Origin of the sequence: Tritonibacter scottomollicae, from assembly GCF_003003215.1 — a bacterium.
GTDB classification, from domain to species: Bacteria; Pseudomonadota; Alphaproteobacteria; order Rhodobacterales; family Rhodobacteraceae; genus Epibacterium; species Epibacterium scottomollicae.
In genome coordinates this window covers 474,978-491,589 of the sequence record NZ_PVUF01000001.1, presented here as the reverse complement: position 1 = coordinate 491,589, position 16,612 = coordinate 474,978, and the positions used below count along the sequence as shown (strand labels likewise).

At 60.2% G+C, this 16,612-nt stretch carries 13 protein-coding genes; 6 read left to right on the top strand and 7 right to left on the bottom strand.

Annotated features, from left to right (window positions below; genetic code table 11):
* Positions 1 to 5 precede the first annotated feature (5 nt).
* Positions 6 to 1,220, bottom strand: a complete 1,215-nt coding sequence (locus tag CLV89_RS02365) for a glycosyltransferase family 4 protein (protein ID WP_106162315.1) — start codon at positions 1,218 to 1,220, stop codon at positions 6 to 8.
* A 205-nt stretch (positions 1,221 to 1,425) separates the two neighbouring features.
* On the opposite strand from CLV89_RS02365, the gene CLV89_RS02360 reads away from it, so the two are divergent.
* Positions 1,426 to 2,778, top strand: coding sequence for an oligosaccharide flippase family protein (locus CLV89_RS02360; RefSeq protein ID WP_106162314.1), 1,353 nt, complete (start codon positions 1,426 to 1,428; stop codon positions 2,776 to 2,778).
* A gap of 14 nt (positions 2,779 to 2,792) precedes the next feature.
* On the opposite strand, the gene CLV89_RS02355 is transcribed toward CLV89_RS02360, so the two are convergent.
* The 4 genes from CLV89_RS02355 to CLV89_RS02340 form a co-directional block, all read right to left on the bottom strand.
* Positions 2,793 to 4,058 carry a Wzz/FepE/Etk N-terminal domain-containing protein gene (locus CLV89_RS02355; RefSeq protein ID WP_106162012.1) on the bottom strand — a complete coding sequence of 422 codons (1,266 nt, stop codon included), beginning with the start codon at positions 4,056 to 4,058 and terminating at the stop codon, positions 2,793 to 2,795.
* A gap of 32 nt (positions 4,059 to 4,090) precedes the next feature.
* Complete coding sequence (locus CLV89_RS02350; protein ID WP_243394912.1) at positions 4,091 to 5,065, bottom strand: CpsD/CapB family tyrosine-protein kinase; 975 nt, start codon at positions 5,063 to 5,065, stop codon at positions 4,091 to 4,093.
* Positions 5,066 to 5,415: 350 nt separating this feature from the next.
* Positions 5,416 to 6,129 (bottom strand): sugar transferase, encoded by a 714-nt coding sequence (locus tag CLV89_RS02345; protein WP_106162313.1) that lies wholly within the window; start codon positions 6,127 to 6,129, stop codon positions 5,416 to 5,418.
* Positions 6,130 to 6,487: 358 nt separating this feature from the next.
* Positions 6,488 to 7,516: an AraC family transcriptional regulator gene (locus tag CLV89_RS02340; RefSeq protein WP_106162010.1), complete on the bottom strand. Its 1,029-nt coding sequence runs from the start codon at positions 7,514 to 7,516 to the stop codon at positions 6,488 to 6,490.
* Positions 7,517 to 7,971: 455 nt separating this feature from the next.
* Here CLV89_RS02340 and CLV89_RS02335 point away from each other — a divergent pair, with 455 nt between their 5' ends.
* The gene (locus tag CLV89_RS02335; RefSeq protein WP_106162009.1) at positions 7,972 to 8,787 is read left to right on the top strand and encodes a 2-dehydro-3-deoxygalactonokinase; all 816 of its coding nucleotides are present in this window, start codon (positions 7,972 to 7,974) and stop codon (positions 8,785 to 8,787) included.
* A gap of 21 nt (positions 8,788 to 8,808) precedes the next feature.
* Here CLV89_RS02335 and CLV89_RS02330 read toward each other — a convergent pair whose 3' ends face one another.
* On the bottom strand, positions 8,809 to 9,615 hold the full coding sequence (locus CLV89_RS02330) for a TIGR03084 family metal-binding protein (RefSeq protein WP_106162008.1): 807 nt from the start codon (positions 9,613 to 9,615) through the stop codon (positions 8,809 to 8,811).
* A 308-nt stretch (positions 9,616 to 9,923) separates the two neighbouring features.
* On the opposite strand from CLV89_RS02330, the gene CLV89_RS22760 reads away from it, so the two are divergent.
* Complete coding sequence (locus CLV89_RS22760) at positions 9,924 to 11,045, top strand: hypothetical protein (protein ID WP_207796870.1); 1,122 nt, start codon at positions 9,924 to 9,926, stop codon at positions 11,043 to 11,045.
* An 81-nt stretch (positions 11,046 to 11,126) separates the two neighbouring features.
* Here CLV89_RS22760 and CLV89_RS02320 read toward each other — a convergent pair whose 3' ends face one another.
* Entirely contained in the window at positions 11,127 to 12,260 is a 1,134-nt protein-coding gene (locus CLV89_RS02320) for a THUMP domain-containing class I SAM-dependent RNA methyltransferase (RefSeq protein WP_106162007.1), read from the bottom strand.
* Positions 12,261 to 12,535: 275 nt separating this feature from the next.
* Here CLV89_RS02320 and CLV89_RS02315 point away from each other — a divergent pair, with 275 nt between their 5' ends.
* The 3 genes from CLV89_RS02315 (at position 12,536) to CLV89_RS02305 (ending at position 16,610) form a co-directional block, all read left to right on the top strand.
* Complete coding sequence (locus CLV89_RS02315) at positions 12,536 to 14,269, top strand: ABC transporter substrate-binding protein (protein WP_106162006.1); 1,734 nt, start codon at positions 12,536 to 12,538, stop codon at positions 14,267 to 14,269.
* Positions 14,270 to 14,450: 181 nt separating this feature from the next.
* Positions 14,451 to 15,527 (top strand): ABC transporter ATP-binding protein, encoded by a 1,077-nt coding sequence (locus CLV89_RS02310; RefSeq protein WP_106162005.1) that lies wholly within the window; start codon positions 14,451 to 14,453, stop codon positions 15,525 to 15,527.
* 9 nt (positions 15,528 to 15,536) lie between these two features.
* Positions 15,537 to 16,610 (top strand): ABC transporter ATP-binding protein, encoded by a 1,074-nt coding sequence (locus CLV89_RS02305; protein ID WP_106162004.1) that lies wholly within the window; start codon positions 15,537 to 15,539, stop codon positions 16,608 to 16,610.
* Positions 16,611 to 16,612 lie beyond the last annotated feature (2 nt).

Sequence of the window (16,612 nt, the reverse complement as noted above, 5' to 3'; positions counted from 1 at the left end):
TCGGGTCAGGTCACCTGACCCTTTATGGCCTGGGCGAAATGTTCTGCCAGCTTCTCGGCCTCGCAATCGATATCATGTCGATCAAAGACCCGCTCGCGCGCGATCTTTCCCATGTCCGTCAGTTTGTCATGCGGCACGGATGCCAACCGCACCATCGCATCTGCCAAGGCGTGGCTGGCACCCGCAGGCACCATCCAGCCGGTCTCTCCCTGCAGAACCAATTCGGGCGTGCCTGCCACATAGGTGGCCAGAACCGGACGCCCGGCGGCCATTGCTTCCATGACCACCATCGGCAGTCCTTCGGCGAAGGATGGCATCACCAGCGCATGCGCGCCTGCCAGTTCATCACGCACGCCGGCCTCGGACAACCAGCCGGTAAGCGTCACATGCTGCGCGAGCCCAAGATCCGTTATGGCCGCCTCCAAATCAGCGCGCATCTCCCCATCCCCAACAAGCGTTAGGTGGATGCCCGGGACGTCCCGCACAGCATCCGCCAAGGCACGGATCAAAACCATCTGCCCCTTCTGTTCCACGAACCGACCGATCGCGACGAGGCGCAGGTGGCCCTTGGGCATCGGCTTGGGCTCCGGAAACCGTTCCGGCTCAATACCGCAGTGCACAACCTTGATCCTGTCCCATGCCCCGAACGAGGCCCAGCGGCTGAGCTGACTGCGCCCAAAGCTGGAAATCGCCACGGCAAAGCGCGCGCGGTCCACTTTTCCCCCCAGAGACAAACTATGCGGGGCATCAAATTCTTCTGGCCCATGTGTGGTGAAACTATAGCCCACCCCGCCCAGCTGCGCCGCCAGCAGCGCAACGGTGGTGGCGTTGGTGCCGAAATGCGCATGCAGGTGATCGCAATGCGTCCGCCGTGTCAGGCGCGCGACATATGCGGCTTCGACCAGATAAATCAGATGACGCAAGCGCGCGCCATTTGCAGCACCCATTTGCAACGCCAACCGCAAAGCGCGTCCGCTGCGGCGCGGCGCGCATGCGACACATGCCAAAAGGGCCAACAGCAGACGCGCCGCCCCCGACGCCAGTACATACTGACAGCGCTTCCTCTCCTCCTGGTCGCCCGGATCAACCAGCCCCTGGTCAGACGGACGCATCGGCAGGCGCAGCACTTCAACGCCACGCCGCTCCAGTGCTTGGATTTCACGTCGGATAAAGCTCTGTGAGGGTTGCGGATACGTATTCAGCACATATGCGATTTTCACGCGTTTCCCTTCCTGTCGGGCGTCCGGTTCACAACCTAGCCACCGCGCATGGTTTTGCCCAGCATCAACAGCACAGACTTTCAACGCCTCCGCCACAATCGGGCCCAACAGCCATATTGTCTGCCTGTTGACACCGTCCTGCAATTGACCTTGCCGCAGCGCGGCCATAGCGTGCAGCCAACTTGCAATCGCGCTGTGGACTATGATGAAACTTGCCCTGAACGGCCAGAGCCTGATGGCACGCGTCGTAAGATCCACATCCTGGATACTCCTTGGCTTTGGCGTGGGGCAGGTTTTGCGCCTGGCATCCAACCTGCTGCTGACACGCCTCCTCTTTCCCGAAGCCTTCGGCCTGATGGCATTGGTCACCGTCATCATTATCGGCCTTTCGCTGTTCTCCGACATGGGGATTTCCAACGCGATTGCCCAAAACCCGCGCGGGGACGATCCGGATTTTCTGGATTCCGCCTGGACCGTACAAATCTGCCGAGGCGGCCTTCTCTGGTTGCTGACCGGCCTTCTCGCAGTGCCTGTGGCCGCGTTCTACAACGCACCAGAACTCGCCTACTGCCTGCCCATTGCAGGCTTCAGCCTCGCTTTACAGGGGTTCACGCCCACGCGGGTGGAAACAGCCTATCGTCACCTCCTTGTCGGCCGCGTCACCGCGATCAATCTGGCCGCGCAGATCTGCGGCATCCTCAGCATGGTGACGCTGGCGATCTGGATGCAATCCGTGGTGGCACTGGCGATCGGCAGCGTCCTGCAAGAAGCTGCAAAACTGGCCCTGACGCATCTCGCGCTTCCCGGCCGGCGCAATCGCCCCCGCTGGGAGCCTGCGGCAACTCATGAGCTGATCGGTATGGGAAAATGGATCTTTCTCTCCACCGCCTGTTTCTTCCTCACCACACAAGGCGACCGGGCGATCCTTGGCAAACACCTGACGCTTGAGGCGATGGGCATCTATAACATCGCGTTTTTCCTGGCCAGTTTCCCGATGCAGATGGGACAGGAGGTCAACCAACGCTTGATGATCCCGGTCTATCGGGACAAGCCCGCCCTTCACAGCGATCAGAACCGCAAGAAGCAACGACAGCTGCGCTACGCCCTGACTGCGGCTATCCTGTGCATGTTGTGGACGATGGCCTGGATCGGGCCCTGGCTGGTCGATCTGCTCTATGACGACCGATATGCAATGGCCGGGCCTGTTATCGTTATGCTGACCACAAGCCTCGCCCCCTCGATCATCGTTTTGACGTATGATCGAGCCTCTCTGGCGGCTGGAGACACCAAGAGGTTCTTTTTCTACACGGCCACCCGTGCCTTTGTTCAGACTGCCTTGTTTCTGGCAGGTGTCACATCATTCGGCCTGGCCGGCGGGATCGCGGCCATGGGGCTTGCGGTGGTGGTCTCCTATCCGATGCTGATGCGCCAGACGCGCCCCTACCGCGCACAAGACCCGGTTCACGATCTGGTTTTCCTGAGTATCAGCAGCGTGATCTGCGGCAGCGCTATCGCCTATCATTGGGACGGGATCGGCTCGACTTTGGGGTTGCTCTGACGGGTGTGAGCGCGTCAACCACGGGCGGAGCGGCGAGTCCATATGCCCCGCAGCCTATGCGCCAGCCCTTTGGGCTGCGTCTTCAGGACCGGGATTGTAACCACGGGCGACAGGCCCGTTTCGCGTTTCATCTGCGCACTGGTTCGCAAAACGGGATGTCGTAGATCCATCGCGAAGGCCGCAATAACCCCCAGCACCAGACTGACCAGCCCGCCTTTGAGCGCCAGAGATTTCCTTCCCCCGCCGACGGCATAATCCGGCAAAGGCGCAGGTTCGAGCACGGTCAGGCGCTCCCCCTGGCTGGCCGTTTCGAGGCGGAAGCCAACCTCCGCTTCCGCGCGGCGCGCAGTGATCACTTCAAGCTCCGACTGCATCTGCTGGTGCCGACGCTCATAGCTCGCCAGTTGACGATCCACTTCCGGCGTCAGTTCCAGAGACGCTTCCATCTCTGCGCGACGGTCCAGCAACAACTGTCGCTGCGCGTTCAGAGTTTCGACCTGTGTTTCATAGTCCTTGCGAATTCGCTCCGCATAGGCGGTGCGCTGCGTTGCGGCAGCTTCTTCCGCGACTTTGCGGATCTCGATTTCCTGACGGGCCAGTTCCAGTAGGCTCTCGTTTATGGACGCGATTTCGGTGCCGCGCATCTCGATGATCCCGGGCAACGTCACCTCGTTCTCATAGCGAAAATTGGCAAGCTCTTCCTCCAGCGCTGAGATATCACGGATCAGCGCAGTTTCCTTTTCGTTGAAGAAAGAAAGCGTTTCCCGCGCTTGGTCCAGGCGCGTTGACCGGCTCAATGCGATGGTGCGCTGCGAAAATTCCTCTGCCACCGCCTGAGCTTGCGCGCGGGTGGGCATATTCGCCGTGATGGACAGGACGGAAATCGCCCCATCGTCCGAGGCCCCCTCGCGCGCCGCAGCGGTGCCGGTCAAGGAGACGGATCTGCGCATCATCGGGACGATTTCTGACGCCAGCAGGCCCGGTTGATCGGCGAATAGGTCCAGCTGGTCGACGATCTCCAGGATGGTGCCCCGCGCCATCAGACGCTGTTCGATCAGCTGGATGCGCCGCGCCGAAGATCCTTCGACCGTGGAAGGGGCCAATTCCCCTGCAATCGTTGGACGCGTAATCTGGATGACGGCGGTACTGGAATAAACCGGTTGTTGCTGCAGCGCGAACCAAACAGAGGCAACGGTACCCAGAAAGGCCACCGCGAGAATGAGACGCAGCCGACGGCGCAGCAGGTCCAGAAAATCTGCAACTGAGTAGATCGAAGCCATGCCGTTCCCGTTCCTTGTTCCGCTGCCCCCAATCAGGAGGCGCTGGTGAACTCTTCATCATTCCGGGCGCGGTTCAGCACCACTCCCAGAAGCTGCGTATGGCCGGCCAACATCTTTTCGCAGGCCTTCAGGTGGCGCGCGGTCGTCTCGCTGCCGTCTGACACCAACAGGACACCGTCGACTTGTGGCAGGAACGCTGCCACGTCATCACTGTGAAGCACCGACGGCAGATCGAACAAAGCCACGTTCGCGCGCGTGCGCCGGATCACCTCATCTATGGTCGCGGCACAGCGGGAATCATGAAGCACCTCTGCCGAGTTGTGAAAGACTGACGTACTCAAACCAAGCGCCAGCCGGTTCGACGCGGCGACAAAATGCTCGTCCAACCGCAGCTCTCCGCGCAGGAACCCGAGCATATCGCCGTTATAGAGCGCAGCCCGCTCCAGTCCCAAAGCAGCGGCAACTCCGGGGGTGCGCATATTGAGATCCATCAGCACCGTGCGGCTCTCGGGCACACGCGCCAGGCTGAGAGCGAGGTTCGCCGCGGTAAAGCTGGCGCCACATCCAGGCGTCGGCCCGCAGATCGCGACCCGTGTCCAGCCTTGCGCCCGCAATGTATGCAGCAGTCGCGTGCGGAGCAGGTCAAAAGCGCGCGCCGTCGGGGACTGTCGAAAGAAATCGACCAGCGGCAGGCGACTGCGGTGCTCACTCAGGCCTGTGACCTCGACGCGCCGCATGACATGCCAAGGGTCGGGCAGATGCGCCGGTAGCTTCTGCTCCGGTTCTGATGATTGAACGATGTCCTGCGGCTCCGATGTCTGTTTCACGGTCCATTCCAACGGATCAGGACGGGCTTCTGCAAACCCGCGCGAGCGGTCCTGCAGTGCGTCCAGCGTATCGGCGTCCCGCCGGGCACCGGCCTCAGCGTGCCGCGGCGCGGCGGTCGCAGGCTGGGCAGGCGCGCCCGCTTTTGGTTTGTTTTTGGAAGGGCGGTCAGTGGCTTGCACGGCGGGACGCTCTGTCGACTGCACAACAGACGTCTCAGGGCGCACTGGGCGGACCGGACGCACCGGTTTAACGGGCGCAACGTCGTCCGCTTTGTCCTGTGGCGCGGCGGCCTTCTGTGGAACAGGCCGCGCGGTGTCCTGAGCAGGCGTCTCTTCGCGCTTGCTCCGTCGCCGCCGGAATTTCCTGAACCCCTGGTCCGTCATTGGTGCGTCACCGCCCTCATCCAAGTATAATACTGACGCTATGTTTACGCCATTGTGGTCAACATAATCTTTCACGCCGCACCTGTAAGAAATCTACGCTTATATGTCCGGCGTGCCATCTGGCAAAGGCGCCGCTCTCGTTCTTCTCAGTAGCCCGTGCGCCGCAACATCACGGAAACGGTCTTGAACAGAATACGCAGATCCGTCCGCAAAGACACATCCCGGCAATAGAGTTCGTCGATCTCGGCCCGTTGGCAAAAGCTGGTTTCATTGCGCTCCCCTACCTGCCATGGACCAGTGACCCCGGGTCGCAAGGCGAAGTAGGCATCGGCCTTGCCGTAGATCGACAACTGATTGACGAGCATCGGGCGCGCGCCCACCAAGCTCATATCTCCGAGAAGCACGTTAAACAGCTGCGGCAGCTCATCGAGCGACGTGGCACGCAAAAAACGCCCGAACCGGGTGATCCGCGGGTCATTTTTGATCTTCTGGGATTGATCCCACTCCCGACGCAGCGCCGGATTTTTCTGTAGATGCGCTTCTAGCAAAGCATCTGCGTTCAGCACCATGGTGCGGAGTTTCAGCATGTTGAAAACGCGACCATCCTGGCCCAGACGTTTCTGACGGTAAATCGGCGCACCGCTTTCGATCCACAATGCAATGGCGCACAACGCGATAAGAGGGATAACGATTGGCAAAGCAAGAAGGACCAACGCAACATCCAGAAGCCGCTTACCATAAATGGCATAGCCTCCGTGCCCATAATCGGTGTTGGCCTCTCGGAAAGAAGATGCCAAGGCCAGCTCTGGGAAGTCTTGCAACCCAGCAACTGCGATCGCCCCTTGATCCAATGTTTTCATTTTGTAACCCCCAAAAAACGCACACATCGCAGGCCTCTAGAAGGAGGCGACACTCAGGTTCCAATCCCCTGAAACCAAGTGCTATCGGAAAGGCCCAACCCCCAGGCGATGGCCTTAACGATCAATGTCAATGTGCCGGGTGCACCAGGTGCGCCCAAACTTCGTCCCTAAAAATATCTTATTTGCAGAAAAATCGATGTAAATCTGACCAAATGGTTATCATGCCTATCTACAAGCGCTTTCTGAGAGCAAAAGGCGAAACAGTCCACGTCTGAGATGGGGTTTGTTTACAAAATGGTGCGCTGTGACCTCACACCATCACCATGAGAATCACCTGCGAGGGGCGTCGCAAGAGATTTCAAGATGATTTCAGCGCCTGGGTTCGATAGCTACCGGGGCTTTGGTCGTGCCAGCGGCGAAACGCGTCGTTAAAACTGCTCAGGCTGGAATACCCGAGAAGGAAGGAGATTTCCGACAGGGATTTTTCGTTCTGGCGCAAATAGCGCAGCGCAAGAGATTTCCGCACCCCTTCCAGGATCGCAAAGAAACTTGTGCCTTCTCCGGCCAGCTTACGGGACAGGGTCCGCTGGCTCATCTCCAGCGACTTGGCCACCTTGGCGAGACTGGCATCTCCATCGGACATGCCATCCATAATCAGACGCTCAACCGTGATGGAAAGATCGTTTCGACCGTGCGCGCCCCCCAACTTCAGAAGCGCGGCGTGCTCCATCAATAGACTGAGCAACCCAGCGTCTGCGGTTACCAACCGTTGCTGCAGATCCTGTCTGCGAAAGGCCAAACGGTTGCAGCGTGCCCGGTATCCGGGCGCCAGCCCAAAGACGGCCATCGCGTCGGCTGGTTCTGCCGGAGGAGTATGCATGAACTCGACAGCAACAGGTGCAACGGCCTCCCGCGTCAGCTTGTGCAGGCTGCGCACCAACAAGGCGGCCGTGAACTCACTCCAATGACGCAGGTCGAGTTTACCCTGCGAACCGTAGTCCCATCGCAGCTCCACAAGACCTGTTCCCGCACCTTGCGTTGAGTCGACATTGGCAACCTGAAAAACCGCGCTGAGTTCGGTCAGCGTCCGCAAGGCCTCGCCCAGCGTTGCAGAGGCACTGACAGCATAGCCGACCAGGCCCGCATCTCTGAGGGTGCAGTGTTTCGCAAGCGAATAGCCGATAAGAGGATCCGCGCAGGTGCGTTCAGCAACCTCAAACGCAAGCGAATGCTCATGAACCGGCAAAGACTGAGAAGGATCATCAAACGCCTCGGGAAGCGAGAGCTGCTGTGCGACCAGATTGGAAAAGTCGTGCCCTTTCCCTGATACGTATTCCGCAAGGCGAACCAGAAACGCTCCGCCATTCGGAGCGAAAACATCTTTCACAACTGACCCTCCGCATGCCGAGCAGGCAGGTCGGAGAAGCGGCCAACTGGCCGTTTGAGACACACGCTACGGGTCGTTGCTATATCGCCAAGCCTATACATTTACTGGACCTCACAGATACGCATACTTCAAAGGTGAATACGCGCTAACAGATTTCAAAAAGTAACATAGTCCGTACGTCGAAAGGCTCGGAAATTTTCCGGACTGTTGCGCATAAGGCAAAGCTATCCCAGACGGAAATTGCATTGCAGCTGGCCTCAGGGGCCGTCGTGTCCGTTCCCTCGACGTCTTTTCTTTATATTCTAGTTGTCTAAAAACCTCAGCGTTGCTTCGGTTTAATTCGCCAAACCAAAAGTATAGTGGCGCTAACCGGAGGGGCGCAGGGTGGAGCGATTGTGTTCTGCTTATTTTCGAGGCATCACGGGGAGCAACAGGAACTCAGCCCCGAGGCCCCCATGACCGACCCCACAGATATCTGGATCGCCTTCGACGAGGAACATCGACCACCGAGGGCTTGGAAGATGGCAGGGACTTCCCCCTCCGGCAGCCCCGTGGCGGTTGATGGGTTGGAGCAAGCCTGTGCGCTGGCACCGGAGTGCCCTGTCCTGACGGCCGCGGACGCGAAGACAGACGCGACCGCACTTCCCGCCAGCCCTTCAACGCTGAAGATAATTCAGTCTGGCAGGGTACACACCGTCGCAGCCCTCTCTCAGGCGCGCCCCCATGCGCGACTGGCCGGCGCGGCCAACCGGATCGCCGGCTTCCTCAGCCTGAACAAGGACTGGGATGGCGTGATTTGCCTTCCTGGCTTTGACACAACGGTCTGGGCGCTGATCAGTGCAGACGAAGTGGTGAGCGTTCTGGCCTTTGCAACCGTACCATTGGTCGAGGCCCTGAGCCCGGTAGACATTCACCAGACGATGCCCGATGCAAACGCGCTTTCGGATCACTTGCAGGACGTCACATCAAAGCCTGAAAACCTTGCCCTGCGCACCGCCGAAACCCGGCTACTCTGGGCAACAGATACGCTGAGCGACGGGGCCGCGCTGGGACAGATCTGGGGCGCTGCGCTCGGGGCTGAACTGGCGGCCTCCAGGGCCTATTGGCTTGGGCAGAACCTGGCGCTGATTGCCCCGGCCCCGCTGGCCGCGCCCTACAAGAAGGCGCTCGAGGGACAGTTTGTGCCCGTCACTGAAACAGACGAGGCCCGCATGACGCTTGCAGGGTACATCAGCGCATACCAACGCCTGCGCGCAGCACCGGATGCATAACGGTCGCCTTGCGCCACACCGTTAGCCCTCCTGCAGAAGACGAAATCGCGTACCCGGTGCTGGCGGGGCTGTTGGTGGGCCGGCAAAACACTGCGCCTGCATCATCCATTGTCGCGCTGTGCCATTGGTCGCCTTGACTTGAGTATCCGACCAATGGCGCACCTGCGTGGCGATCTGCGCAAACTCAACGGCAGATCCCTCGACCCGATTGCCCTCCTGTGGCGTGTTCCAGGTCCAGACCTCACCCGAAGGCGCCGTAAGCACCACATGCGGCGCAGGCTCTGGAACCGAATGCCCGTGGACCCGAAAGCTCCAGCCGAATGTCGCGACGCCCAGATGGGCGATATTGCGGATCCGGTTGGTTTCTGGCCGCGCCTGTCCCAGTAGGTCGAAAACCTCCTGCCCATGCGCCCAGGTTTCCATCTGTCGGGCGGTGATCGCGCTGAGCGCGCTCATATCCGGCCCCACCCAAGGCACGCGCGCCTTTGGGTCCGCCTTTAGATACGCCCCGGCCAGCCTGTCTACGCCGGCCCGCCATGCACGAAACAAATCTGGGCCACGCAACCCGTCAAGCCAGGGATACTGCAGCTCCAGTATGCTGGCACCCCCCGCAAGCTCGGCCATCGCAGAGGCCATCATGGCCTCGAACGCCTCCGGTCCTTTCAGTGCGGCTTCTGCCGCGGCGTTAAAGAAATGCAAATGCCCCAAGACGTCATTCACCGTCCAGTCCTTGAACTGTGTGACGGAGTCGAACACGTCTGCCGGGGCCTCTGCGAGCAGGGCGAACAGCACGCTACTCTCTTCGCGGAAATCTTCAGCTTGCTGCATCGCTTACCCCTAATTGCTGACGCCCATGAATGCGTCAAAACTGTGCCAGCCAACCGAATCTTGGCAACCGTGAATGTCCAGTTGTGACGCTGCGGAAACAATGCGGCCACGAGCGCCTCACTGTTCGAGGTGGACTGCCGAAAAAAGGCTAATTTTAATAGAATTTAAGAAAAAACTAAGGCGCGGGCGCCGGCCTTCATAAGCTGCATCCTTGCGGCCAGCATGTGTTCTTCTTCGAGTTTTCTCGCGGAAGCATGCCTGCGGGCCGCATTTTGGAGTTTGGGACAAGAGTAAGAAGGATAGTAACCATGTCTTGGGGTTCTTTTGGGTGGGGCGGTTTCTCGTGGGGGGGATCGTACAGCTTTGGCGGAAAATCACTTTTCGGCGGAGGCTACAGCAGTTGGAGCAATCACGGCTGGACCTACGATGCTTGGTCGGGCTGCGGCGGAAAGTCAAAATCCTGGCGTGATGACGACGATGATCAGGATGATGGCCGCAGCGGGTGGGACTTCGGCTGGGGTCACGGTCGCGGTCGTGACCGGGATGAGGACCGGGATGACGATCAGGACGACCGCGACGATGACTGCGATGATGACGGCGGGCGTGGCGGTCGCTGGGGGCGTTGGGGCCGAGACCGCGATGACGATGACCGCGGCGGACGGGGCCACCGGTGGTGGGATCGCGACGATGATGATCGCTGCGGGCGCGACGAGGACGATGACGACGAGGATGAGGACGACGAAGACGATACCCCCCTCCCCCCGACGGACGGCGGTGACGACGACGATGACAACGGCGACGGCGACGGCGACGGCGACACAGGTGGCGACGATGGCGGAACAGATGGCAAGACCACCATCGATTTCACCCTCGGCAACAGCCAGCAATTGACCTTTGAAGTGAGTCAGACCGAACAAGGCACCCTGTTCTTCAAGGTCGTTCCAACCTCTTGGGACAGCGAAGAAACCGACATCGACGGCATTTTCATGAACCTGACCGACGATGCGACGGCAAACGGGCTGAACATCCACCCGGATGAAAACGCCATCCCGCTGACCAATCAGGAAATTGCGCCCAATGGCGTGAACTCTCTGGAGGATGGCACAACCTTGTCGGAAAACTTCGACATCGGCCTGCAATTCGGACAAGAGCCAAACAGCACCGACGGTTTCGTTGACAACCTGTCCTTCACCCTCTGGTCCGACAACGGCCCGCTCTCGCTCGAGGATGTGGACCTGAACAATATCGCTCTGGTCACCGGCCTCGACAACGACGACCCTCAGGTCATCGTGGGCGGCCTCGCAGGTGATGTGACCGATACGGTTACAACAACATTGGACGACGTTCTAAGCCTCATGAACCAGGAGATCCCGGAGGATGAGGAGACCTTGGATGACGCTGAAGAAGACGCGTTGATGGACGTCGCCTGACATCAACTTGCACTGTTCTGAGTAACTTCACGAATGGCGAGGGCACGATCATGTGCCCTCGCCGCTCCACAGACAAGGCGGTTATTTAAGGGCATCAGTCCGGAATAGGCGCACCTTCAAACCGCCATGGGCAATCGGCGCCCCCAACGGCAGAAATGGCAGCCCAGTGGCACGCGCCAGCTGCGTGTCGCTTGTGATGATGCCCACGCGCCACCCCGAAAAACGTGACTTCAGCACCTCGCCAAGCGAGCCGTATACCGCGAAGAGCTGCTTTTTGTTGCCAATCCGCGCACCATAGGGCGGGTTGACCATCACGAGGCCCGGCGGGCCGTCGGGTCGTTGCAAATCACTCACCGCCGCATGGCTGAACCGGCAGAGATCTGCCACACCAGCGCGCTCAGCGTTCTGCGTCCCCATCTCCACCGCACCGGCGTTTCGGTCCGACCCATGAAACGTCAGGTCAACGTCACGCGGTTCGGCTATCTCCGAGCGGAGTTTGCGCCAGCCCGCCTCGTCGAAATTGGACAGTCGCTCGAACGCAAAACTCCGGCTGCGCCCTGCGACCAGCCCCCGCGCGATTTCTGCAGCCTCGATCACGAATGTACCAGAGCCACACATGGGATCCACGACAGGCTCCTGCCCATCAAACTCACAGGCCTGCAGAAACAGCGACGCAAGCGTTTCGCGCATCGGAGCTTTGCCGACCGCGACTTTGTGCCCCCGTTTGTGCAGCCCCTCGCCAGAGGTATCGACGCTGAAGATGCAGGTATTGTCGTCAATGCGCACCTTTACGGTCACCGGGTCCGCCTCGTCCTCGGATTTTGAGATCGGCGCCCCAAGTTCCTCGCTGATCGCTGTTTCGATACGCTGTGTCGCCGCACCGGCGTGGTAAATCTTGGACTTCTTGTTGGTGACCACCTCAACCTTCACCGGCACATCCGGACGCAACACATCCCCCCATGGGAATTTGCGTGCCCGCTTGTCCAACTGCGCAAGGTGGAAGGCACGGAACGACCCGATCCTGGCCAGCACGCGCGTGGCACCGCGCAGATAGAGGTTCGCGCGCCGGACATCCCCCCAGTTGCCCTCAAAGCTGACCCCGCCCGGAACTTGCCGCGCGGCGGCAAACCCCAAATCCTGGGCCTCTTTACGAAGGATGTGTTCCAAACCCGGTGGGGCGATGAGAAAAATTTCAAAGGTGTGCTCTGCGTTCATGAGCGCTCTCATATCCGGAATCATCCGCTGCCGATATCCCAAAACGTTCCAGAACATAGGTCAGAATAGCAGACGTATTTGACGCGCTGCGGCACGAAACACGCCTCACCTTGCGTCACATGCAGCGCCACGCACGTGAATTAAAATCGTTTCCTATCAATAAATTACATCATTACTAAAAAATTAGTTTGACAAAACTCCGACCGCAGTGAAGTCTCAGGACCAGTCGGATGAGCGATAATCATCCGACCTTACAGACTTTAGGGAGGAGAAAGATGCGCAAGTATCTTTTGTCCGCAGTTGCAGCCGGGGCTGTTATTGCGGCAACGGGTTCGTATGCCGACGAGGCAGCGGCCCAGAAATGGATTGACGAGGAGTTCCAGCCCTCGGTTCTGAACAAGGACGAACAGCTGGCCGAGATGCAATGGTTCATCAAGGCAGCCGAGCCCTATTCGGGCATGGAGATCAATGTGCTCTCCGAAGGCATTCCGACCCATGCGTATGAATCCGAAGTGCTGACCAAGGCATTTGAGGAAATCACGGGCATCAAGGTGAACCACCAGATTCTGGGCGAAGGCGAGGTCGTACAGGCCGTGCAAACCCAGATGCAGACCAAGCGGAATCTCTATGACGCCTACGTCAACGATTCCGACCTGATCGGCACGCACTCGCGCCTGCAGCTCGCCTACAACCTCAGCGACATGATGGAAGGCGAGTTCAAGGATATCACCAATCCCGATCTCGACCTTGACGACTTCATGGGCACCCAGTTCACCACCGGCCCGGATGGCGATCTCTATCAGTTGCCGAGCCAGCAGTTTGTGAACCTCTACTGGTTCCGCAAGGACTGGTTTGACCGCGAAGACCTTCAGGCCGCCTTCAAGGAAAAATACGGCTACGAGCTGGGTGTTCCGGTCAACTGGTCCGCCTATGAGGACATCGCCGAGTTCTTTTCCAAAGACGTGAAGGAAATCGACGGGACCGCCATCTACGGCCACATGGATTACGGCAAACGTGCGCCGGATCTGGGCTGGCGGATGACCGATGCGTGGCTCTCGATGGCCGGCGCGGGCTCCAAGGGCAAACCAAACGGTGTTCCGATCGACGAATGGGGCATCCGGATGGAAGAAGGCACCTGTAACCCGGTGGGCGCAAGCGTCACCCGCGGTGGTGCCGCAAACGGTCCGGCTGCGGTCTACGCGATCCGCAAATGGGACGAATGGCTGCGTAAATACGCCCCTCCAGGTGCGGCGTCTTATGACTTCTACCAGTCTCTGCCTGCATTGGCGCAAGGCAATGTTGCCCAGCAGATCTTCTGGTACAGCGCCTTTACCGCCGACATGGTGAAGCCGAAGTCCGAAGGCAACAACACCGTCGACGACAACGGCACGCCGCTCTGGCGCATGGCGCCGTCGCCGCACGGCCCCTACTGGGAAGAAGGCCAGAAGGTCGGTTATCAGGACGTGGGTTCCTGGACCTTCCTCAACTCCACCCCGATCGACCGCGCACAGGCCGCATGGCTCTATGCACAGTTTGTCGTCTCCAAGACCGTGGACGTGAAGAAATCCCACGTTGGGCTGACCTTCATCCGCGACAGCTCTGTCCGGCACGAAAGCTTTACCGAGCGCGCGCCGAAACTGGGTGGCCTGGTGGAATTCTACCGTTCGCCTGACCGCACCGCATGGTCCCCGACCGGCGTGAACGTGCCTGACTATCCGAAGCTGGCCCAGATCTGGTGGCAGCAAATCGGCGACGTCAACTCTGGCGCCTTCACTCCGCAAGAAGCCATGGACCGTCTCGCCGAAGAGATGGACATCACCATGGGTCGGATGCAGCGTGCAGACGAACAGGCCGAAATCTACGGTGGCTGCGGCCCGCGTCTGAACGAAGAGAAAGACGCGGAGTGGTGGTACGCCAATGGCGGCGCCAAGCCGAAACTGGAGAACGAAAAGCCCCAAGGCCAGACCGTGAACTACGACGAGCTGGTCGCCCGCTGGGCCGAGAACTGATCTCCCTGGGGTCTACCCCCCGTTCGTGCCGGGCCTGACCAACGGGCCCGGCTCCACCTGCCCCGGCTGATGTGCCCTGCGATTGCGGGCCCGCCGGCCGGGGCTTTTCCTTCGACACCACGATAGCCCGACGCGCATGGGGGAAACCCTGTGAACGCAGGGCCGGAAAGTTCCAACCAACATGGCACTCGAACTCAGATCCGTGACAAAACGCGTGGGTGGCGTTCTCCACATCAAGGAGACCTCCCTGACGCTCGAACCCGGTCAATTCAACGTCCTGCTGGGCGCAACCGGCTCGGGAAAGACCTCTCTTATCAAGATGATGGCCGGGCTTGACCCGATGGCCTCCGGCGCGGTCCTGATGGACGGCGAGGATGTCACCCGCCTCAGCACGCAGAAGCGCAACATCAGCCTCGTGCATCAATTCTTCATCAACTACCCGCATATGACAGTCTACGACAACATCGCCTCGCCGCTGAAGGTCGCGGGCATGGCCAAGTCGGAACTGGACGACCGCGTGCAGGAAGCGGCACAGATCCTGCAGCTGACCCCAATGCTGCACCGTCGCCCGCATGAACTGTCTGGTGGTCAGCAGCAGCGCACCGCGCTGGCGCGCGCCATCGCCAAGGAAAGCCGGGCCGTGTTCCTCGATGAACCACTGGCCAACCTCGACTACAAACTGCGCGAGGAGCTGCGCGACCAGCTGCCCGAGCTCTTTGCCGGTCGTGGCGCCGTGGTGGTCTATGCGACCTCGGAACCCGAAGAGGCCTTGCTGCTGGGCGGCAAGACCGCGTTGATGCGTGATGGTCGCGTCACCCAGTTCGGCCCCACCGCCGATATCTACCGCAACCCGGAAAACGTCGAGGCGGCGCGGGTGTTCTCCGATCCGCCGATCAACACCGCCACCATCACCAAGCAGGGATCTGAGGCCCGTCTGGGCGCGGATGTCCGCTGGACGCTCGAAGGCGCAGCGGCTGGCCTGCAGGACGGCACCTATACCATCGCCATCCGCCCGCATCACGTGGTTCCGGTGGCCGAGGCGGCCGGTCTGGTCAAGCTCAACGGCCGGGTGCAAGTGACGGAGCTCTCCGGCTCCGAGAGCTCCGCGCATTTCGACCTCGCCGCCTCCGGCCAGGAGACCTACTGGGTCTCGCTCAGCCATGGCGTGCACCCTTACGAGGTGGGCGAACTGCATGATTTCTATATGGATCCCCGGGCGGCCTATGTCTTTGCCCCCGACGGCTCCCGCGTGGCATGAGGCGATAAAATGGCCAAGATTACCCTGTCCAAACTGCGGCACAGCTACATGTCCACCCCGAAATCCGACAGCGACTACGCGCTGAAGGAGATCGACCTCGACTGGAACGACGGCGGCGCCTATGCCCTGCTCGGCCCCTCCGGTTGCGGCAAATCCACCCTCTTGAACATCATTTCAGGCCTGCTGGTGCCCTCCGAGGGTCAGATCCTGTTTGATGGCAAGGACGTCACCAAACTGCCCCCCGACCAGCGCAACATCGCGCAGGTGTTCCAGTTCCCGGTGATTTACGACACCATGACCGTCTACGACAACCTCGCCTTCCCGCTGCGCAATCGCGGCCGCGACGAGGCCATGGTCAAGACTCGCGTCATGGCGATCGCCGAGATGCTGGAGGTCACCGAGATGCTCGACCAGAAAGCCGCTGGCCTGTCGCCCGACAACAAGCAGAAGATCTCCATGGGACGTGGTCTGGTGCGCGAGGACGTCAACGTGGTGATGTTCGACGAACCGCTCACCGTGATCGACCCGCATCTGAAATGGAAACTGCGCTCCAAGCTCAAGGAGCTGCACCAGCGCGTCAAGGCGACGATGATCTACGTCACCCACGACCAGACCGAGGCGCTGACCTTTGCTGATCAGGTGGTGGTGATGCAGCTGGGCGAAGTGGTTCAAATCGGTACGCCGGTGGAGCTGTTCGAACGCCCAGCGCATACTTTCGTCGGCCACTTCATCGGCTCGCCGGGCATGAACATCATCCCCTGCTCTTACGATGGCAGCGCCAAGATCGAGGGCCAGCCCGTCACCTTGGAAGGTCCCGTGCGCGGCACCCCCACCGGCCAGACCGAAATCGGCATCCGCCCGGAATTCGTCTCGCTCTCTGATACCGGCCTGCCCGCCACGGTCACAAAGGTTTCCGATGTGGGCCGCCACACCGTCGTCGAATGCGACTGCCTCGGCCACAAGGTGAACGCCGTGATCGAGGAAGGCGCTGCGCCGCAAAAGGGCGACAGCACCCATCTCGCCTTCCGCCAAGACCAGACCAGGCTTTATGTCGACGGCTGGCTCGCCACTGACCCGGAGTAACA

Coding starts and splice junctions, on each gene's coding strand:
- CLV89_RS02335 (WP_106162009.1), top strand. CDS start 7,972: ATGACCGACCCCACAGATATCTGGATCGCCTTCGACGAGGAACATCGA.
- CLV89_RS02330 (WP_106162008.1), bottom strand. CDS start 9,615: ATGCAGCAAGCTGAAGATTTCCGCGAAGAGAGTAGCGTGCTGTTCGCC.
- CLV89_RS02360 (WP_106162314.1), top strand. CDS start 1,426: ATGAAACTTGCCCTGAACGGCCAGAGCCTGATGGCACGCGTCGTAAGA.
- CLV89_RS02355 (WP_106162012.1), bottom strand. CDS start 4,058: ATGGCTTCGATCTACTCAGTTGCAGATTTTCTGGACCTGCTGCGCCGT.
- CLV89_RS02305 (WP_106162004.1), top strand. CDS start 15,537: ATGGCCAAGATTACCCTGTCCAAACTGCGGCACAGCTACATGTCCACC.
- CLV89_RS22760 (WP_207796870.1), top strand. CDS start 9,924: ATGTCTTGGGGTTCTTTTGGGTGGGGCGGTTTCTCGTGGGGGGGATCG.
- CLV89_RS02315 (WP_106162006.1), top strand. CDS start 12,536: ATGCGCAAGTATCTTTTGTCCGCAGTTGCAGCCGGGGCTGTTATTGCG.
- CLV89_RS02320 (WP_106162007.1), bottom strand. CDS start 12,260: ATGAACGCAGAGCACACCTTTGAAATTTTTCTCATCGCCCCACCGGGT.
- CLV89_RS02310 (WP_106162005.1), top strand. CDS start 14,451: ATGGCACTCGAACTCAGATCCGTGACAAAACGCGTGGGTGGCGTTCTC.
- CLV89_RS02345 (WP_106162313.1), bottom strand. CDS start 6,129: ATGAAAACATTGGATCAAGGGGCGATCGCAGTTGCTGGGTTGCAAGAC.